The following is a 16,194-nucleotide window of genomic DNA, read 5'->3' as shown; positions in this document are numbered from 1 at the left end:
TGGATGAATTTGCGTATAATCGCAATTGATCGCTGAAAACCTTCAATGATGAGACAGCCGCTCAGTTATCCCTGGCTCGACCTGGATGTGGACGACCGGTCCGCGCCGGTCATTGCCGTGCGCGTCGATGCCGACGGGACCAAAGGCGAGGTGCCCGACCACAGCCATCGCAAGGGACAGCTCGTGGTGTCCTTCGGCGGCGGCGTCACCTGTCGCGTTCCCAACGGCTTGTGGATGGTGCCGCCGCATTGCGCGGTCTGGATCCCCAGCAACATGCCGCACAGCAATCGCGCCACCGCCAACGCGCGGCTGTTCTTCGTCTATATCGAGGCGGAGCTGGTCGCGCTGCCGACGCGCTGCTGCACCATCTCGATCTCACCCTTGCTGCGCGAATTGATCGTCGCATTATCCGACGGCCTGCAGCATGACGAGGCGCGGCGCGAGCGCCTGATCGGTGTGCTGCTCGGCGAACTGCCGCACATGCCGGTGCAGCAATTGCATCTGCCGCTGCCGGACGAGCCGCGCCTGAAGAAGATCGCAGCCGTGCTCGCGGACAATCCCGCAGACCGCCGCACGCTGGGCGAATGGGCGAAGTCTGTCGCGCTCAGCGAGAGCAGTCTTGCGCGTCTCGTGGTGAAGGAAACGGGCCTCACGTTCGGACGCTGGCGCCAGCAGTTGCATCTGATCGTCGCGATCCGGGAGCTCGCCTCGGGCGCGAGCGTGCAGCAGGTGTCGGCCGATCTCGGTTATGAATCGGTCACGGCCTTCATCACCATGTTCAGGAAGGCGCTGGGAAAGCCGCCGGCTGCCTATATCAACAGCGTCGCGGTGACGACGTGACGGCGCGCGGAATCATCTTCGTCGTGTGCCGGCCGATATAGCGCGCGGGGCTTCGGTCAATACGGGCAGGCACAAAAAGTGCCGGAACTCCCGTCAAACTGCAGCTTGCGTTTTCGGCCTCGATGGGTTCTAAGCCCCGTGGCTTCCTGACCGCTGTCATGACCACAAAGCGCGCTGCGCGGCTTTGTCGTGTGCCCGGCACGGTTACATCGCAATTCGCGCCCACCCAATCCAGAGGATTCCAGACATGGCGAAGATGACCAAGACTCAGTTGATCGACGCAATTGCCGAGGGCACGCAGCTCTCGAAGAACGACGTGAAGTCGGTCATCGAGTATATGGCGACGGTCGGCTACAAGGAGCTCAACGAGTCCGGCGAGTTCGTTATTCCCGGTTTCGTGAAGATGTCGGTCGTGAACAAGCCGGCGACCGAAGCCCGCATGGGCGTCAATCCCTTCACCAAGGAGCCGATGCAGTTCGCGGCCAAGCCCGCCAGCAAGTCGGTCAAGGCATCACCGCTCAAGGTGGCCAAGGACTCCGTCTGATCCGGCGCATCGCGCGCCGTAAAAAGGGGAAAACCCCGCCTGGGGGAAGCGGGGCTTTCTGATGGGGGTGAAGCCTGGGGGAAGCTTCATCAATGAGACGCGCGAGCGGCGAAAAGGTTCATCGCCGGCGCACAAAAGAGAAAAACCCCGCGCCAGAAGCTGCGGGGTTCTTCAAAGCCGTCGGCCGCGTCGCACAGCCGCCGGCACCACTGAATTCGTACCGATAATGCGCAAGCTGCGGAATTCGTTCCGCAGCTTTTTCATTTGCGCAGAGCAAGGCGTCGATCACGCGGTCACGTCGACGATGGCGGGCGTCTCGATCGCCCGCTTGCGCCAGACGATGAATTCCGATTTGGCATTGAGCCATTCATATTCGTTGCCGCGGGCTTTCAGATGATCGAGCGCCGCGGCTTGCGCGGACGCCTCGTCCTTCGCCTCGACGACGATCTCGACCGTTTCCTCGATCTGCCGAACGACCTCTACGGCATAGAATTGTCTTGCCATGCTTGACCCTCGGCGAGAGTAACGGCCGGGGCGGACCGTGCGTTCCATCCGCACGTCATTCCGGCGGATCAACGCACAAGAAAAACCCCGCGCTTTCGCACGGGGTTTTCCAAACTGACGGCGATGGGATTTCAGCGCCTAGCCGTCAGCCGTATCCCTAACTTAAGGTTGAAAATCCAAAAGGCAACAGCGCCGCGGTGACGGAATATGTTCGTCAGGCGGCGCTGCCATATGTCTGGGCGCTGAAATCCCCAGCTCCCATAGGTCTATGCGCCGCCGAAAAGGTTCAGCGCCTTGCACAGGAAATCTCGCCCGAAGGCTGGAAAGGATCTGGACTTTTTGTTCTCATTTTGTTCTTATGTGTCGCCTTGGAGGTGACCCATGACCGTCGAGAAACAACGTGAAGTGATCAGGCTGTGGAACGAGCTCAGGAAGCTCGAGGGCCCGGCAGCGGAAGAATTGCGCATCCAGATTCTCGAGTGCTTTTCCGAGAAGGGCAAAGCGAAGAAGGCGGCTTGAGGCACGTCGGATCGCACGCGACGACGGCAGGCGCGATCTTGTTTTGCGTGCGCGCCCGCCGGGCTTGTGCGACGAGGCGTATGTCGCAGGCAACGGTGTCGTCGGTCAGGCGCCATATCGTTGCGATTGCGTGTGTTCGTTGTCAGCGCGCGCTTTCATCGATCGTTAGGAATCGCATTCTGCTGATTTTCTCGACTCCGATTCGTTCTTCGGGAACGAAATGGAGTCGGATGCAGAACAAGCCGTGGCTTCTGTGTCGATGCGAGACAGGTCCGTCACGGCGATCCCGGCGTGACGCTTCGCACAGTCCCGTTCGCTTGTCCCTCTTAGACAGTGGGCAAGGGAGAGCGACATGGATGCGTGCTGGTTTCTCGAGATGTTCGTCGAGATCGCAAAACTGTTCTGGTACGATCGACATCCGAGACGAGAGGCAAGATTGCGCCGGGGCAGGCCGTCGGTGCCGCAGGTGCGGCCGTGCAAGTCCGAGGAGACCGCGTGATCCCGCTCGTTTGCATGCAAACGAATTGTTAAGATTTGCTCCGCGCTGATTTTGTCGATTCCGATTCGTTCTTCGAGAACGAAAGGGAGTCGAAGCTGGAACAAAGGCGGCCGGCGAACCGCAAATCCGCTTGCGTCACGTCTCGACGCTCTCCGTCCGCGGCGCTATCGTCGGACCGAGGCGGGCGCTCCCATGAAGAACGGCCTTTACTCCATCCACATCCATATGCTCGACGGCGTGAAGGGCCGCGACAGCGGCGTGCTGATCCTGCGCGACGGCGTGCTGCTCGGCGGCGGGCCGTATTTCTGGTCGCGCGGCACCTACGTCGTCCGCAGCGGCACCTCGAACAAGGGCAGCTGGAAGGGCGAGCTGGCCACCAACCAGCATACGCCGTTCGCGGACAGCCTGGTCCGGCCGCTGTTCGGCGGGCAGGAGGTGACGAGCGGCTTCTCCGGGACGTTCACCGACGACGAGGCCGAGGTGTTCGGAATCGTGCTGGTGGGGGGCAATCGCAGCCTCAGCTTTCGCGCGACGCTGAAGCGGCTCGCCGAGATCTGACGGCGCCGCAAATTCCTAACGAAAGCCTGCGGGCAAACCGATAACCCTATTCGGTTAGGTTAAAAGCCCAATCGCGTTGCGCGCGCTGCTGCTTGGAGTAGGTGTTCTTGCAAGGACAAGAACGACTTTGCCAAGAAGCAGCTTTTGACATGACACCTTTTTCAGAACCGTCTTTTTATCAGGGTGACCGCCACACCTACCGGCGCGTCGCCATCGTCGGCTCGCTGTTCTGTCTCGCCTTCGTGATGATCAGCTTCTCGCTGCGACCGCAGCTCGAGGGCACCCGCGTCGCGGTCAAGGCCGACCGGCTGGTGCGCACGGCGGGCCAGGCGCCGCACACCAACTAGCGCTCGTCACCATAGAAGCGGTCGTCGGCAGACGCGCGCGGGCACGCCGTGCCGCGGCTCGCGAGTGCGACGAAGCCGGCATAGCCGGACAGATTGAGCAGGATTTCGAGCCACGCAGGCATGTCGGGTCTCCCTTGCACGAGGGATGCTTTCAACGTGCCTGCAACCAGCCGTTCCGGGAGGAGCGGCAGCGATTGTTGTTTGCTGCCGTTTTGGTCCCGCGAAACTGAAAACCCCGCCAGCATCGCGGAGGATGCTGACGGGGCTTGCGTGCTGACGTCTCTACCGGATAGCGGAGACTCCGCACTCACAAACTCAATCCCGGAGGCGCGCTTTCGTTCCACCTCCAGCGAGATTTTTTTCACCGCTTCGGGTTCCATGCCGCGCGCAACCATCGCAGGAGCGAGGCGTTGTTTCCCCAGACGCGAAGGAGGAGTGCATGATGAAGAAGACACTGGCAGTTCTGGCCACCGTCGCAGCCGTGGGTGTGACCGCCGTTGCGGCGCCTGCGCCTGCCGAGGCGCGCGGTCGCGGCATCGGTCCGGGCCTCGCGTTCGGCCTCGCCGCCGGCGCGATCACTGCGGGCGCAGTCGCTGCGTCCCATCCGTATGGCTATGGTCCGGGCTACGGCTATTATGGCGGCCCCGCCTATTACGACTACGGCCCCGGCCCCTATGCCTATTATGGCGGTGGGCCGTATTACCGGCACCACTACTACCGTCACTGGTAAGAGCTGAACAAATGAAAAGCCCGGAGCGATGCTCCGGGCTTTTTTCATGCGTCGAGGCGAGGCGTCTTACGGCCAGAGCGAGGGCCGTTCCACCTTGCGGGCATTGTCGAGCGTGGAGACGAAATACTCCTCGCGCTCGCGCTTGAATTTTTCCTGCGTGGCACGGAAGGCGGCGACACGGGCAGCAATCTCCTCGCGTTCGCGGATCTTGCGTTGTTCGTCTTCGGTCATGTCAAATCCCCTCTACACCAGAGTATGTGTGCACTACTGAACTCAAGCACTGCCGCCGCAATCACATTGAGTCGCGTAAACACATGCATTGGCGCTTCTGATTGGGGCGTCAATGGGGACGAGGCATTGCAGGATTGTGATAAGCGAAGGTCGGAAAAACTTGCCGACCTCGCTGCGTGAGTCGCGGTGGATAAGAGCGTCAGTAATCTTGTCGCTTGCGCGCGACGCAGCTAGCCCCAAAGCAAATCACAACACATCAGGCCGCAGCGAAGGCGATCTGGACTCAGCGTCGAAGAGCTGGCCGAACTTCGCGAGCGCGCCAACGCAAGGCTGCTGGAGAAGGTTGCCGCGCGGCAGGCGGAGCTCGAGAGACTCTCTCGACGCGACAGGCCGGCAAGGAAGGCCGCGCTGGCGCCGAGCGTGCCGAAGCCGCGCAAGGGCGGCGACGAGGACAGCGCGCACAAGGGCGACGTCGCGACGGCGGCCTGACCCCTGCCGATCCTGCCGGAGGGCAGGGCGCGCATCACGGGATGAAGGCAACATCGACCGCGGACATGTTATAGAGCCATGCTCGGATGGGGGGATGATTTGCCCATGATTGCATCGGATCTTCGCAGCGGCGTTGAACTTCTCGGCGACATGATCGCCGAAGCGAGGACCATCGTGCCGTTCACCGGTGCCGGCATCTCGACCGAATGCGGCATCCCCGACTTCCGCTCGCCGGGCGGAATTTGGACCCGCTACCGCCCGATCGAGTTCGGTGAGTTCGTCGCCAGTCAGGAGGCGCGCGACGAATCCTGGCGCCGCCGCTTTGCAATGGAAGAGGTTTTTGCCGCGGCAGAGCCCGGCCGCGGCCATCGGGCGCTGGCCTCGCTGTACCGCGCCGGCAAGATCCCGGCGATCATCACCCAGAACATCGACAATCTGCACCAGGCGTCAGGGTTCGCCGTGGAGCACGTGATTGAACTTCACGGAAATACCACTTATGCGCGCTGCATCGGATGTGGGCAGTCCTACCAGCTCGACTGGGTGAAGCGACGGTTCGACGAAGATGGCGCCGCACCCAACTGCACCGAGTGCGATGAGCCGGTGAAGACCGCGACGATTTCGTTCGGTCAGATGATGCCCGAGCATGAAATGCAGCGCGCAACCGAGTTGTCGCAGCATTGCGACCTCTTCATCGCGATCGGTTCGTCGCTGGTGGTATGGCCGGCCGCGGGCTTTCCGATGATGGCGAAGAACTCAGGTGCGCGTTTGGTAATCATCAATCGCGAGCCGACCGAGCAGGACGACATCGCCGACCTCGTCATCCGCCACGACATCGGAGAGACTCTCGGTCCCTTTGTCGGAAATTGAGGCATCAATTTGATTCGCGGCTGTGCAAGCTGTTCATAGGTTCCGGCGAATCTCTTTTTTATCTATGCCTCTCAACCGGGAGTGTTATCTTTTGAGTCGAAAGATTCGCGTCGCGTCGAAGTGAGAACATTCTCTTAAGACGCGTGATTCGAGCACCGCCAATGTGGCGGGTTGCATGGGATGTGGTGGGGTCCGGGGTTATGGGGTCGTCGGACGGATTTGAGTCCAAGAAGGTCGGAGTTCCCGCTGCGGGCGAGCACACCGGCGGTCGCGACAGCGCACTAAGTCCCTTCACCGGACTAGGTGAGGGCAGCGCCAACCTCGTTGAGGTTCACGGCGTCATCAAGTGGTTCGATGCTTCCAAGGGCTACGGGTTCATCGTACCCGACAATGGCTGGCCCGACGTGCTCCTGCACGTTACCGTGCTTAGGCGCGATGGCTTCCAGACCGCCTACGAGGGCGCACGTATCGTCGTCGAGTGCATCCAGCGCGCCAAGGGGTACCAGGCCTTCCGCGTCGTCTCGATGGACGAGTCGACCGCGATCCATCCGGCCCAGATGCTGCCGCCGCGCACCCACGTCACGGTCACGCCGACCAGCGGGCTGGAGCGGGCCCAGGTGAAGTGGTTCAACCGGCTGCGCGGCTTCGGCTTCCTCACCTGCGGTGAGGGCACGCCCGACATCTTCGTGCACATGGAGACGCTGCGCCGCTTCGGCATGACCGAATTGCGCCCCGGCCAATATGTGCTGGTCCGCTTCGGGCCGGGTTCCAAGGGCATGATGGCGGCCGAGATCCATCCGGAGACCGGATCGCCGGGTCTGCAGTCGCACTAGCACGGCACCCGTTTCTCGCAATCGTGAGCAGAGGCGCGCTGGCCGGCCAGCGCGCCTCTGGCTTTTCGGGCGGTCGCCGCGTAGGACTGTTCCAGTCCCACGCCTTGAGTGCTTCCCATGAAATTTGACCGAAAGGCCGCCTGGTCCGCCGCGAAGGGCTGGCTTGCTGCCGTCCTCGTCATCGTCGGCTGTGCCGCCGCCGTCCATGCCGCCAGCTTCCAGCCGCTCGAGATCGTCACCAGGAACGGCGTGCAGGTATTCTCGGTCGAAATGGCGACGACCGAGCAGGAGAAGCAGACCGGCCTCATGTACCGCAAGGAGCTGGCCGACGGCAAAGGCATGCTGTTCGACTTCAATCCTGAGCAGGAAGTCTCGATGTGGATGAAGAACACCTATGTCTCGCTGGACATGATCTTCATCCGCGCCGACGGCCGGATCCTTCGCATCGCGGAAAATACCGAGCCGATGTCGACCAAGATCATCTCGTCCCAGGGACCCGCCCGGGCCGTGCTCGAGGTGGTGGCGGGAACGGCGCAGAAATACGGTATCCGTCCCGGAGACCGCGTCGGCCACCCGCTGTTCGGCAGCAAATAAGGGCGCCCGGCGGGGGCGTTGCCAGCCTTGCTGGCATCTCTGGAAGCGTGTATCGACGGGGCTCACCGGACATTCGGGGTATAGCGCAGCCTGGTAGCGCGGCAGTTTTGGGTACTGCAGGTCGTTGGTTCGAATCCAGCTGCCCCGACCAATCCTTTCAATAGTTTAGATCTCAAACTAGATCGGCCCGTTTCCGGTTGGGAACACCGGCGGCATTTGCCAGTTTTCTCTCGCGAGACCTCCAGCGATGAAGAGGCCCGTAGTGAGTAAAAGAGCGGCAAAGACCGGCAGATTTCTCATTCGGAGGGGAGGCATCGGCTGGATGGTCTACGATCGTGATCGCAGGGGTCCGGCGCTCATGGGGGCCGACGTGGCAGCGAATTTGACGAAGGAGCAGGCGGAACGGGCTTACCGCATTCTCTCCGGTTTGGCTGCTGACCCTGAGGACCCGCCGGCGTGAACCGGCGGGCTTAGGACAGACAGACCCTCACTGAGTTGGAGTCTTCTTGGTCGCGGCCGGCGGCTTCGCAGGTGCATTTTTCATTGGGCCATAATGAGCTGAGTTTCTTCCGCCCCCGGGCTTGCCATCCATCTTGTTGGCGGAGGCCGGTGCAGTCATGAAGCCGGCGGCGATAACCACCCCACCGAAGGCGACGATTACAAAAACGGCGATAGCTCTCACGATTGACATTAGCTGCTCCAAATTTGATTCATGAAATGGCCACCTGAAAAAGCATGTGGCGCTACCAGCCTATTGCAGGCAGACGTTCGTTGCGAGTCCGCAGCAGACGCCATGCCCGTAGCGCTTGGAGGGCAATAGGCGCGAACCGTGAGTCAATTTGACTCAAGGGGGCGCGCCGCCGGCGCGGTTGATCGAGAATTCACGCTGCAGGTCTTCTGCCGAACAGTCCCCGCCCGTTGGATTGGGGGACGACGAGACGCTCGTCTGGCTCGACGGCGTATCGGATGTCGCTCTCGTCGCCAGCATCAAATTGGACAGTTCGCTCCAGGCGATCTCAACTGTTTGATGGATGCGCGGCCCATCAAGGGCAGACTGCACGCGCTCCTGCGAAAGGCGTCGACGACGATGCCCATAGCCATCACCGTAGATCGTGCCACGTTTCTCACTCAGCGCCACGGCATCGGGTGACGCGAGAGCGGCGCAAGCTGGATCGAGAACCAATCGATTTGCTCATGGCGCAAAGCGCCCCTCATGGATTGACGCACCTTCAGATAGCGGCGAAGGTGCGTCTCTACTTTTCCCATTAGGAGGTCATAATGCTCTTTGCCCGCGTGGCTCAACTTGCCGCTATCGGTGCTGCTCTGTTCTGCGGAAGTCAGGCCAATGCAGGTCCGACCATTTATGGAACGTACTACGACGAGACCGCCGCAAACCTTAGCTGCACCACGAACTGCACCGTGAACTTTTCACAGTTGCCGTCCGACAAGCTGCTGTTGGTTCGGAAATTGAATTGCTTCATGTCGTCTCAGGGGCGGCCGGTGCAAGCTCAATTCTTCGTCAGCGATGGCACGGGGCCAATGCCACGGCATTTTTCCATTCCGCTTCCAGCTTCTCCCGCACCCGCTTCCAATGGTTTTTACTACACGACGGTGGACATGGACCCGGAGTGGCTGATTGGCCCAGGCCGATTTCCCTATGTGTCCGTGTCGGCATTGCCGTCAGGGACGTTGACGGTCGACTGCACGTTGAGAGGGGATCTGTACCTCCCGATCCAGTAGCGGCTCGTGAAACAGGAGGCCTGCCAGCTTAACCGGTCGGCCTCATCCATAGTTGGGGTCGTCTTGTCCAGGGCTCCCACTGCAGATGTCAGCCCCGCGACAATCTGTCCATCACGCAACCTCCGCGTCAGCTTCGCGTGCACTAACTCTGCGCGTGCAACGGGGGAACGTCAGATATGTTGAAAGCTTTCTGCGGCGCGGCGGTTCTCGCCCTGGCCGCGACCACCGCATCTGCGGCTGATCTTGCGTGGCAGGCGCCTCCGGCGGCTCCAATCACCTTCAACTGGACCGGGTGCTACGCCGGCGCTCATCTCGGCGGCCTCGCAAGCGAGGATCGCACGATCAACATTGCCGGGGGCACCGTCGATTTCGGCACGGGCGGCTTTGTCGGCGGCGGACAGGTCGGCTGCGACCATCAATTCGCATCCAACTGGGTCGTCGGCGCCGAGGGCCGTGCTGCATGGTCGAGCTTGTCGAGCCAGCATGGCAGCAGCGTCAGATTTCCCGCGCTCGGCAACCTCGCGGTGCCATCGCAGTTCGGGCTCAAGAACGATTTCCTGGGCTCGGTGACGGCACGGCTCGGCTATGCCTATGGCTTGGGTTGGCTGTTCTACGCGCGGGGGGGCGTCGCCTGGACTCACGAGAAGGTCGATGACGCCTATGTCAGCCCGGCCACTGGCTCTGCGATCGATCCCAGCGCGTCGGTGATGCGGACCGGCTGGACATTGGGCGCCGGCGCGGAATGGGCGTTTGCGCCAAACTGGTCGGCCAATGTCGAATACAACTACCACGACTTCGGTACGAAGGGCCCGATCCAGCTGATCAGCCCGGTCGAAGGCATCACCGTGGCGCATCTCAAGGATACGATCCACGCCGCGACCATCGGTGTGAACTATCATTATTGATGTGATCGGGGAGGCCGGGCCCGTCGACGGGACCCGGCCGCGTTCCGGGATCAGAACAGCAGCCAATTCACGAGGCGCCAGGCGATCCAGGCGAGGGCGCCGATCCAGCCCAGCATGGCAATTCCGGCGACACCGAGTCCGCAGAGCGCGAACAGCGAGTTTCCCGTCTCCGGCACCTCGGAGAGTTTCTCGGTCGTATCGATTTGACTCACAGCATCCCCTTGCCTTGCGGCCTGCTGTTCATTGGTCGCCGCTCGCTTGTAAAAATTCACCGGCCGCGCCCCAGCTCACACGGACGTGAGACGGGGGTGACTGGTCCGGCGCCTCCGCCGGTTGCGGCGGATCCTCCCGGACAGGTGGGAAGAAGCTGCAACTCGCCGCGTGACGATTGGTTGCAGGCCTCGGGCGCGGAAACACCTGGCAATCGAACTCTCCGCGCCGCCTGCGCCTGCTTGGCGCGCGCGCCGCGTTGAAGGAGAGAGCGGGGGCCGTCGCAGCGCCCCGCAAGGCTCAGTCAGGCGAGGTCTTCATGTCGATCAGTGCGATTGCGTCAACCAGTGCAGCGGCGACGACGTCCGCATCGACCGCCACGTCGTCATCATCGGCGACGTCGGCGGCTTCATCGACATCAGCGACCTCGGCAACATCGTCCGCGCAATCGGCGGGCGGGAGCTCGGGGTCGGGTGGCAGCGGTTCGGCCAAGACCGTCGTCAGCGAGGTCTCCATCACCGTCGACGGCGTCACCACCACCACGATCACTTATTCCGACGGTTCGACCGAGGTCGAGAAGTCCGGAAGCGCGCAGGACAGTCAAGGCGGCCAGGGCAGCCAGGCGGGACAGACCTACAACGCGCAAGGCTCGCTTAGCGCGAACGCGCAGAGCACATCGAGCGCCGGCGCCGGCATCTAGCCAGGCTTGATGGCCCCAATGGGCGCGCGGACTGTCACGTCCTCAGATGCCTGCCTGCAGCAGGCACGGAGCGTCCAAAACCTTGGCGTTCATCCTTTGCGCGGCGCGGCTTTTGCGGGCGTTTTCAAGGCATTGGGGCGGGTGCAGGGGCGCAGAATTAGCAAAGATTCATCGAACCTTTGGCTGTCGCCATAGACATAAGAGTATTGGGGATTTCAGCGCCCAATGCCTAAACGGACGCCGCCAAGCGATGATATTCCGCTTGCGCGGCGTTGCGCTTTTCTGGCGTCACTCAGGTCAGATTCGGCCCGTCAGCTCGATGCGTGCCAGCCCGCTGGAAACGGCACGAACGGCCACACCTTCTGGTTGTCGTTGGCGGGCTTGGGCGGCTCCTGAACCGCCGTCCTGATGAGTGGAGCAGGCGGCGTCGATCGCACCGCCAAGCGCAAACATGCACATTGCAAATTCATTTGTGGTCGTCCCGGCCCGTCAATGTTTTTTAAAATTCGCTGTCAGTTCAAAATTACGATGCGTCCAAAACGAACGCGCTCATTCTCAAATCACGCACGCATTCTAGAAAACCCGGCGCCGTCTTTCAACCGGTCTTGCCGCTTGTACACGACGGGTAAGGTTGATCGGTTAGGTTAAGAGGCGGCGGTTGTTGCGGGCGCCCGGTTGATTGTTATCAGATCGGCCAGCTCGCGATGGAATGCCTGAAATCATTGCTCACACAGGGTCACAGTTCGTCGCGGCGCTCATATTCTGCGGGTTCTGCGTCATGTCTTTCGATCGCAACTTCAAAACCGTCGGTTCGCAGTCGAACTGGACCGAGATCTGGCACCTCTGGACCGTGATCGTGCCGCGCCGCTCGATCAACGGGCAATTGGTGTACGGCAAGGTCTGGCGCCGGCACGACGGCCGCGACTGGATCTACAAGAAATTCACCGAGTTCGACGGCGAAGAAGCGGCCTGAGACGGCCGCTCCACTCAGGCGGCCTTTGCGGGCGAGCTGGCGGCCGGCTTGGCCGGCGGCGGCTTTAGCGGCTTGTCCTGCTTCTTCGACCACGAGATGTAATAAGCCACGGTCGTCATGATCGCGATGCCGGCGATGCTGACGAAGAGCTGCGCGAACAGCGAGCCCGAGCTCATCGACAGCTCGAAATGGCCGACGAAGGACAGGAACACGCCGACGCAGAACACCGCGAGCGATTGCTGGCCGCAAACGATCAGGGGATCGAACACCTTCCATTCCAGTCCCGGCCACTCCTTCGGCACGAAGCGGATCACCAGGATCACGATCACGACGAAGTGGATGAAGCGGTAGGGCGCAAGGTTGGTCTTGTCGTTCGGGTTGAAGGCCGAGAACAGCCATTCCGGGAACATCGCGCCGAAGGTCGGGAAGCGGCCGGCCATGGTCATGACCAGCGCGAAGGCGAGATAGCCGAGACAGAGCCACAGCGTGATCGGCGAGTTGATCAGCGCCCCCGAGCGCCGCGCACCGCCCATCGCGCACCAGGCGCCGAACACGAACAGCACCTGCCAGCAATAGGGGTTGAAGTACCACTGGCCGGCCGGATAGGCGGTCAGATTCCAGCCGAAGTGGCGGGCGGCCAGCCACAGGACGATGGAGAGCGTCATCGTCAGGTCGGGCTTGCGCAGCATGAACCACAGGATCGGGGGAAACAGGCCCATCAGCACGATGTAGAGCGGCAGCACGTCGAGATTGAGAGGCTTGAAGCGCAGGAACAGGCCCTGGCGCAGTGTCTCGGTGGCGTTGTCGACGAGGCCGGCGACGTTGAACTCGTTGATCATGTCGGAATCGCCGAAGCGCAGCGCGAGATAGCTGATCGAGGCGATGTAGATCACGAACAGGATGATGTGGGCGACGTAGAGCTGCCAGACCCGCTTGGTCAGGCGCGTGGCGCCGACGATGAAGCCGCGCTCCAGCATCATCCGCGCATAGACGAAGGAGGCGGTGTAGCCGGAGATGAACACGAACAGGTCGGCGGCGTCGGAAAAGCCGTAATTGCGCGTGGTGATCCAGTTCACCACGTTGTCGGGGATGTGGTCGAGGAAGATCGCCCAGTTGGCGACGCCGCGAAACAGGTCGAGCCTGAGGTCGCGGCCTTTCTCGGGGAGCGTAGCATTGACGTTCAGGAAGGCCATGCGAGCTGGACTTTCGAATGGGACAGATACGCTGATGTCGGCGAGGCGGGGGCGCCGGGCGGGATCCCGGGGTGGGCGGCGGGTACGCAATTGTCACGGTGCAGCATAATGACTATACCCAGCGGTGAGGGGTACCCAGGGGCCGGAATCACCGATCAGTTCCCGAAAGGTGTCTCTATACTATGCCCACGGTTTGCACCAACTGCTACCGTGACGCATCGAATTCGAACGATAAAGACCAACCGAGGCCCGGACCACCCATGACCGCACGCATTTTCAAGCCCGCCAAGAACGCGATGCAATCCGGCCGGTCCAAGACCAAGGAATGGCAGCTCGATTACGAGCCGGAACAGCCGCGGTCGGTCGAGCCGCTGATGGGCTGGACCTCGTCCGGCGACATGAAGCAGCAGATCACCCTCCGCTTCCACACCAAGGAAGAGGCGATCGCCTATTGCGAGCGCAAGGGCATCGCCTACCAGGTGATCGAGCCCCAGGATTCGATCCGTCGCCCGGTCGCCTATGCCGACAATTTCTCGTTCCGGCGCGGCGAGCCCTGGACGCATTGAGGGGCGGGCGCCCCTGACGCCGGTCAGCCCGCAATGTCTGGCGCCGGCGATCTCAGCTCATAGAGGTGATAGATGTTCGCCGCCGGCGTCTCCGGCGGGGCGCGCCCGGCATAGACCTCGCGCGTGGTCCAGCCGTGAAGGCGCAGGCCCTCGACGAGACCGAACCTGCGATCCCAATCCTCGAGCACCAGCAGATATTGCGGGTGGAATGCGTCGGCGATCTCCGCGACCGCCTTCGTTCGCTCTGAACCAACGCTCGGATAGGTCGTCCGCTTGTGGAAGTCCATCGCCGCGGGCGTTTTCAGTCCCACCAGATCCACCAGCGGGGCATGTCCGGCATAGGCGACGTAACCGGCGTCATGAACCATCACCAGGGGCCTGTCCGGCAAATTGGCATTCAGCCAATTCACGACGTCGGACAGGCTTGCCCGAGTGCCGGCGACCTGCGTTCTGTAGTCGTAGTATCGCGCGCCAAAAGCCTGCGGCAGGAACAGCATCGAGATCGCGACCAAGGTGAAGGTCTGCTTGCGAAACGCCGACGAGAGGCCGCATGCGACGCCGAACAGCACGATCGGCGCCAGCACATAGAGGTAGCGTCCGCCGTTGTGCAGCAGGCCGCTTGGAAACCTCCAGAAGTAAGCAGCGAGGAAGATCAGGACGAACAGCGCGAGTAGGCGTCCGACCGCGGGCGGCCGCATGAAGCGAAGGCACAGGAACAGCGGAAAGCTCGCCAGGGCCCCTTGAAGGATCGCTGCAAATATCAGGAACGATTTGTCCGACCAGTCCGCGTAGCGTTCGGCAAAGTAATACATCTTGGCGCTCACGGTGTTCGGCACCAACGAGCCGGTGTCGAACCAATACCAGGCCAGGAACGCCGTAGCGCTCGCGGTCGCCACCGCGACAGAGGCGATCTTGAAGCGGACGGAAACGTTGCTCTCCGCAAGCAGGACGAGCATCGATGCGACGGACAGGACGCTCAGCTCCGGCCGGATGAACGGCATGATTCCGCACAGAACGGCAAACCAGAGGCTGCGGCTTCTGTCCGTCAGCAGCTTGATGTTCCACGCCACCGCGGCCATCGCCAGTCCGGTATCCATCCCGTTCAGGAGCTGAAACAGCGTGCCGGCGAACACCAGTCCGCCCAGGGCGATCAGTGCCGCTTCCAGGTCGGGACATCCGAGGTTGCGGCAGGTGAAGAAGAGGCCGAGCACATAGGCGACGCCGCCGAGCGTGCAGAGCGCGAACAATGCGGCCGTATCGGAAGCTATGAGCTGCTCGAGAGCCAGCAGCAGCGCGAGATGCGCCCCGCTCGTCGCGCCGACGAGAGCCGGCACGCCGGCATAGGTCTGGTCCTGACCGAGGCGGAGGACACGGGCATTGTGCAGGTTGATGAAGGCATCGTCGGTGGGAAACGCCGCGCCGCCATTGGCGCAGTAAACGATCGCAAAGGCGGCAAATGTGACGAGTGCGCAGGCTCCAGGAGCAACCCAACGGCTCCTCAGGTCGATCGTCATATCCGGCCGACTCCCAGTGTGGCGTACCTCGCGAATTACAATCTAGGGTATAAGGTTGTGTTAATGGGACGGTGCACGTCTGGGTTCCGTCGCGGAGCAGATCATCTCTCGCCGAGCGGGGAGGCCGCGCCCCCTTGTCATGTCCCTTGGCAGCGATTGTTCCGCGTGCTTCGCTGGCGCGGATATGACGGGACCATGACGAGGTGGGGGATGGCCGGGCGTGACCAGCTCGACGGCGTCGATCTGAAGATATTGTCCGAGCTGCAGCAGGACGGGCGGGTTCGCAACAACGAGCTGGCGCTACGCGTCGGCGTGTCCGCGCCCAATTGCCTGCGGCGGCTGAAATCGCTGTTCAGCCGCGGCGTGATCCGGGCGGTGCGCGCCGTCATCGACGAGCGGCGGCTCGGCTATGAGGTGGTGTCGTTTGTCTCGATCCAGCTCGGCAGCCAGGCCCAGCCGGTGCTGGAGGCGTTCGAGAACTCGATCGCCGCGATCCCGCGCATCCAGCAGTGCTGGCGGATTTCGGGCGACACCGACTATCTGCTCAAATGCGTGGCGCCGAGCGTCGAGAGCATGCGCCAGCAGCTCTTGCATTTCGCCGCGATGCCGAACGTCAAGAACGTCCGCAGCTTCCCGGTGCTGGGCGTCGCCAAGGACGAGCCGCTGCCGTTGCAGGAGGTCGTGCCGGCGCCGGCGGGATAGAAGTCGCAGGACCTTGGCGAAGGTGGGAGTTCACGAAAACCGAATCAATGACCCGTCATATAGTTTAGTAACTCACTTAACTGTGACATGTGATTTACGAAGCCCTGCAATGCGCAGGATCGTGATTGCCGGCTCA

24 protein-coding genes and 1 tRNA gene are annotated in these 16,194 nt (G+C 62.1%); 16 read left to right on the top strand and 9 right to left on the bottom strand.

What is annotated here, in order from left to right:
• Positions 1–48 precede the first annotated feature (48 nt).
• Complete coding sequence (locus VGR99_RS18360) at positions 49–840, top strand: helix-turn-helix transcriptional regulator (RefSeq protein WP_326900343.1); 792 nt, start codon at positions 49–51, stop codon at positions 838–840.
• A gap of 247 nt (positions 841–1,087) precedes the next feature.
• Positions 1,088–1,384 (top strand): HU family DNA-binding protein, encoded by a 297-nt coding sequence (locus tag VGR99_RS18355; protein WP_007591377.1) that lies wholly within the window; start codon positions 1,088–1,090, stop codon positions 1,382–1,384.
• 285 nt (positions 1,385–1,669) lie between these two features.
• On the opposite strand, the gene VGR99_RS18350 is transcribed toward VGR99_RS18355, so the two are convergent.
• Positions 1,670–1,888 (bottom strand): hypothetical protein, encoded by a 219-nt coding sequence (locus VGR99_RS18350; protein ID WP_326900180.1) that lies wholly within the window; start codon positions 1,886–1,888, stop codon positions 1,670–1,672.
• A 381-nt stretch (positions 1,889–2,269) separates the two neighbouring features.
• Between VGR99_RS18350 and VGR99_RS18345 the strand changes: the two genes are divergently transcribed.
• The 4 genes from VGR99_RS18345 to VGR99_RS18330 all read left to right on the top strand — a co-directional run bounded on the left by VGR99_RS18345 (position 2,270) and on the right by VGR99_RS18330 (position 3,811).
• Positions 2,270–2,407 carry a hypothetical protein gene (locus VGR99_RS18345; RefSeq protein WP_326900179.1) on the top strand — a complete coding sequence of 46 codons (138 nt, stop codon included), beginning with the start codon at positions 2,270–2,272 and terminating at the stop codon, positions 2,405–2,407.
• A gap of 352 nt (positions 2,408–2,759) precedes the next feature.
• Positions 2,760–2,906, top strand: a complete 147-nt coding sequence (locus VGR99_RS18340) for a hypothetical protein (RefSeq protein WP_326900178.1) — start codon at positions 2,760–2,762, stop codon at positions 2,904–2,906.
• 192 nt (positions 2,907–3,098) lie between these two features.
• Positions 3,099–3,464, top strand: a complete 366-nt coding sequence (locus VGR99_RS18335) for a GrlR family regulatory protein (RefSeq protein ID WP_326900177.1) — start codon at positions 3,099–3,101, stop codon at positions 3,462–3,464.
• A 149-nt stretch (positions 3,465–3,613) separates the two neighbouring features.
• Positions 3,614–3,811 (top strand): hypothetical protein, encoded by a 198-nt coding sequence (locus tag VGR99_RS18330; RefSeq protein WP_326900176.1) that lies wholly within the window; start codon positions 3,614–3,616, stop codon positions 3,809–3,811.
• On the opposite strand, the gene VGR99_RS18325 is transcribed toward VGR99_RS18330, so the two are convergent.
• Positions 3,808–3,933 carry a hypothetical protein gene (locus VGR99_RS18325; protein WP_326900175.1) on the bottom strand — a complete coding sequence of 42 codons (126 nt, stop codon included), beginning with the start codon at positions 3,931–3,933 and terminating at the stop codon, positions 3,808–3,810. The genes VGR99_RS18330 and VGR99_RS18325 overlap by 4 nt on opposite strands.
• Before the next feature lie 320 nt (positions 3,934–4,253).
• Between VGR99_RS18325 and VGR99_RS18320 the strand changes: the two genes are divergently transcribed.
• Positions 4,254–4,541 carry a hypothetical protein gene (locus VGR99_RS18320; RefSeq protein WP_326900341.1) on the top strand — a complete coding sequence of 96 codons (288 nt, stop codon included), beginning with the start codon at positions 4,254–4,256 and terminating at the stop codon, positions 4,539–4,541.
• A 66-nt stretch (positions 4,542–4,607) separates the two neighbouring features.
• Here VGR99_RS18320 and VGR99_RS18315 read toward each other — a convergent pair whose 3' ends face one another.
• A complete protein-coding gene (locus VGR99_RS18315; RefSeq protein WP_015686271.1) occupies positions 4,608–4,772 on the bottom strand; it encodes a hypothetical protein in 165 nt (54 codons plus the stop codon).
• Between the two features lie 594 nt (positions 4,773–5,366).
• Between VGR99_RS18315 and VGR99_RS18310 the strand changes: the two genes are divergently transcribed.
• The 4 genes from VGR99_RS18310 to VGR99_RS18295 all read left to right on the top strand — a co-directional run bounded on the left by VGR99_RS18310 (position 5,367) and on the right by VGR99_RS18295 (position 7,706).
• Entirely contained in the window at positions 5,367–6,128 is a 762-nt protein-coding gene (locus VGR99_RS18310; protein ID WP_326900171.1) for an SIR2 family NAD-dependent protein deacylase, read from the top strand.
• 200 nt (positions 6,129–6,328) lie between these two features.
• Entirely contained in the window at positions 6,329–6,961 is a 633-nt protein-coding gene (locus VGR99_RS18305) for a cold-shock protein (protein WP_326900169.1), read from the top strand.
• Between the two features lie 117 nt (positions 6,962–7,078).
• Positions 7,079–7,555 carry a DUF192 domain-containing protein gene (locus VGR99_RS18300; RefSeq protein ID WP_326900167.1) on the top strand — a complete coding sequence of 159 codons (477 nt, stop codon included), beginning with the start codon at positions 7,079–7,081 and terminating at the stop codon, positions 7,553–7,555.
• A gap of 74 nt (positions 7,556–7,629) precedes the next feature.
• Positions 7,630–7,706, top strand: a tRNA-Pro gene (locus tag VGR99_RS18295).
• A 336-nt stretch (positions 7,707–8,042) separates the two neighbouring features.
• Here the strand turns inward: VGR99_RS18295 and VGR99_RS18290 are convergent.
• Both VGR99_RS18290 and VGR99_RS18285 read right to left on the bottom strand, forming a co-directional pair.
• Positions 8,043–8,246 carry a hypothetical protein gene (locus VGR99_RS18290; protein WP_326900166.1) on the bottom strand — a complete coding sequence of 68 codons (204 nt, stop codon included), beginning with the start codon at positions 8,244–8,246 and terminating at the stop codon, positions 8,043–8,045.
• Between the two features lie 153 nt (positions 8,247–8,399).
• Positions 8,400–8,738, bottom strand: a complete 339-nt coding sequence (locus tag VGR99_RS18285; protein ID WP_326900164.1) for a hypothetical protein — start codon at positions 8,736–8,738, stop codon at positions 8,400–8,402.
• Positions 8,739–8,833: 95 nt separating this feature from the next.
• On the opposite strand from VGR99_RS18285, the gene VGR99_RS18280 reads away from it, so the two are divergent.
• Entirely contained in the window at positions 8,834–9,295 is a 462-nt protein-coding gene (locus tag VGR99_RS18280) for a hypothetical protein (RefSeq protein WP_326900163.1), read from the top strand.
• A gap of 176 nt (positions 9,296–9,471) precedes the next feature.
• Positions 9,472–10,200 (top strand): outer membrane protein, encoded by a 729-nt coding sequence (locus tag VGR99_RS18275; RefSeq protein WP_326900161.1) that lies wholly within the window; start codon positions 9,472–9,474, stop codon positions 10,198–10,200.
• A 50-nt stretch (positions 10,201–10,250) separates the two neighbouring features.
• On the opposite strand, the gene VGR99_RS18270 is transcribed toward VGR99_RS18275, so the two are convergent.
• Positions 10,251–10,472, bottom strand: coding sequence for an RNA-binding protein (locus tag VGR99_RS18270; RefSeq protein ID WP_326900160.1), 222 nt, complete (start codon positions 10,470–10,472; stop codon positions 10,251–10,253).
• Positions 10,473–10,710: 238 nt separating this feature from the next.
• Positions 10,711–10,959: a hypothetical protein gene (locus VGR99_RS18265; RefSeq protein WP_326900159.1), complete on the bottom strand. Its 249-nt coding sequence runs from the start codon at positions 10,957–10,959 to the stop codon at positions 10,711–10,713.
• Positions 10,960–11,888: 929 nt separating this feature from the next.
• Here VGR99_RS18265 and VGR99_RS18260 point away from each other — a divergent pair.
• A complete protein-coding gene (locus VGR99_RS18260) occupies positions 11,889–12,083 on the top strand; it encodes a hypothetical protein (RefSeq protein ID WP_326900157.1) in 195 nt (64 codons plus the stop codon).
• 14 nt (positions 12,084–12,097) lie between these two features.
• On the opposite strand, the gene VGR99_RS18255 is transcribed toward VGR99_RS18260, so the two are convergent.
• Positions 12,098–13,276: an OpgC domain-containing protein gene (locus VGR99_RS18255; protein ID WP_326900155.1), complete on the bottom strand. Its 1,179-nt coding sequence runs from the start codon at positions 13,274–13,276 to the stop codon at positions 12,098–12,100.
• Between the two features lie 260 nt (positions 13,277–13,536).
• Here VGR99_RS18255 and VGR99_RS18250 point away from each other — a divergent pair, with 260 nt between their 5' ends.
• On the top strand, positions 13,537–13,842 hold the full coding sequence (locus VGR99_RS18250) for an ETC complex I subunit (RefSeq protein WP_326900154.1): 306 nt from the start codon (positions 13,537–13,539) through the stop codon (positions 13,840–13,842).
• Between the two features lie 23 nt (positions 13,843–13,865).
• Here the strand turns inward: VGR99_RS18250 and VGR99_RS18245 are convergent, their stop codons facing one another.
• Positions 13,866–15,356 carry a hypothetical protein gene (locus tag VGR99_RS18245; RefSeq protein WP_326900153.1) on the bottom strand — a complete coding sequence of 497 codons (1,491 nt, stop codon included), beginning with the start codon at positions 15,354–15,356 and terminating at the stop codon, positions 13,866–13,868.
• A gap of 210 nt (positions 15,357–15,566) precedes the next feature.
• Here VGR99_RS18245 and VGR99_RS18240 point away from each other — a divergent pair, with 210 nt between their 5' ends.
• The gene (locus VGR99_RS18240; protein WP_326900152.1) at positions 15,567–16,058 is read left to right on the top strand and encodes an Lrp/AsnC family transcriptional regulator; all 492 of its coding nucleotides are present in this window, start codon (positions 15,567–15,569) and stop codon (positions 16,056–16,058) included.
• Positions 16,059–16,194: the final 136 nt, after the last annotated feature.

Source organism: Bradyrhizobium sp. (genome assembly GCF_035935975.1).
In the GTDB taxonomy this organism is placed as follows: domain Bacteria; phylum Pseudomonadota; class Alphaproteobacteria; order Rhizobiales; family Xanthobacteraceae; genus Bradyrhizobium.
Note: the sequence above shows the minus strand (reverse complement) of the source record. Positions and strands in the feature narration are given on the sequence as shown.

What these genes read in the sequence shown, in the direction of transcription:
- VGR99_RS18345 (WP_326900179.1), top strand. Translation starts at nt 2,270, where the DNA reads ATGACCGTCGAGAAACAACGTGAAGTGATCAGGCTGTGGAACGAGCTC.
- VGR99_RS18255 (WP_326900155.1), bottom strand. Translation starts at nt 13,276, where the DNA reads ATGGCCTTCCTGAACGTCAATGCTACGCTCCCCGAGAAAGGCCGCGAC.
- VGR99_RS18275 (WP_326900161.1), top strand. Translation starts at nt 9,472, where the DNA reads ATGTTGAAAGCTTTCTGCGGCGCGGCGGTTCTCGCCCTGGCCGCGACC.
- VGR99_RS18310 (WP_326900171.1), top strand. Translation starts at nt 5,367, where the DNA reads ATGATTGCATCGGATCTTCGCAGCGGCGTTGAACTTCTCGGCGACATG.
- VGR99_RS18330 (WP_326900176.1), top strand. Translation starts at nt 3,614, where the DNA reads ATGACACCTTTTTCAGAACCGTCTTTTTATCAGGGTGACCGCCACACC.
- VGR99_RS18315 (WP_015686271.1), bottom strand. Translation starts at nt 4,772, where the DNA reads ATGACCGAAGACGAACAACGCAAGATCCGCGAACGCGAGGAGATTGCT.
- VGR99_RS18245 (WP_326900153.1), bottom strand. Translation starts at nt 15,356, where the DNA reads ATGACGATCGACCTGAGGAGCCGTTGGGTTGCTCCTGGAGCCTGCGCA.
- VGR99_RS18355 (WP_007591377.1), top strand. Translation starts at nt 1,088, where the DNA reads ATGGCGAAGATGACCAAGACTCAGTTGATCGACGCAATTGCCGAGGGC.
- VGR99_RS18335 (WP_326900177.1), top strand. Translation starts at nt 3,099, where the DNA reads ATGAAGAACGGCCTTTACTCCATCCACATCCATATGCTCGACGGCGTG.
- VGR99_RS18320 (WP_326900341.1), top strand. Translation starts at nt 4,254, where the DNA reads ATGAAGAAGACACTGGCAGTTCTGGCCACCGTCGCAGCCGTGGGTGTG.
- VGR99_RS18350 (WP_326900180.1), bottom strand. Translation starts at nt 1,888, where the DNA reads ATGGCAAGACAATTCTATGCCGTAGAGGTCGTTCGGCAGATCGAGGAA.
- VGR99_RS18305 (WP_326900169.1), top strand. Translation starts at nt 6,329, where the DNA reads ATGGGGTCGTCGGACGGATTTGAGTCCAAGAAGGTCGGAGTTCCCGCT.
- VGR99_RS18360 (WP_326900343.1), top strand. Translation starts at nt 49, where the DNA reads ATGAGACAGCCGCTCAGTTATCCCTGGCTCGACCTGGATGTGGACGAC.
- VGR99_RS18280 (WP_326900163.1), top strand. Translation starts at nt 8,834, where the DNA reads ATGCTCTTTGCCCGCGTGGCTCAACTTGCCGCTATCGGTGCTGCTCTG.
- VGR99_RS18325 (WP_326900175.1), bottom strand. Translation starts at nt 3,933, where the DNA reads ATGCCTGCGTGGCTCGAAATCCTGCTCAATCTGTCCGGCTATGCCGGC.
- VGR99_RS18300 (WP_326900167.1), top strand. Translation starts at nt 7,079, where the DNA reads ATGAAATTTGACCGAAAGGCCGCCTGGTCCGCCGCGAAGGGCTGGCTT.
- VGR99_RS18250 (WP_326900154.1), top strand. Translation starts at nt 13,537, where the DNA reads ATGACCGCACGCATTTTCAAGCCCGCCAAGAACGCGATGCAATCCGGC.
- VGR99_RS18290 (WP_326900166.1), bottom strand. Translation starts at nt 8,246, where the DNA reads ATGTCAATCGTGAGAGCTATCGCCGTTTTTGTAATCGTCGCCTTCGGT.
- VGR99_RS18260 (WP_326900157.1), top strand. Translation starts at nt 11,889, where the DNA reads ATGTCTTTCGATCGCAACTTCAAAACCGTCGGTTCGCAGTCGAACTGG.
- VGR99_RS18240 (WP_326900152.1), top strand. Translation starts at nt 15,567, where the DNA reads ATGGCCGGGCGTGACCAGCTCGACGGCGTCGATCTGAAGATATTGTCC.
- VGR99_RS18340 (WP_326900178.1), top strand. Translation starts at nt 2,760, where the DNA reads ATGGATGCGTGCTGGTTTCTCGAGATGTTCGTCGAGATCGCAAAACTG.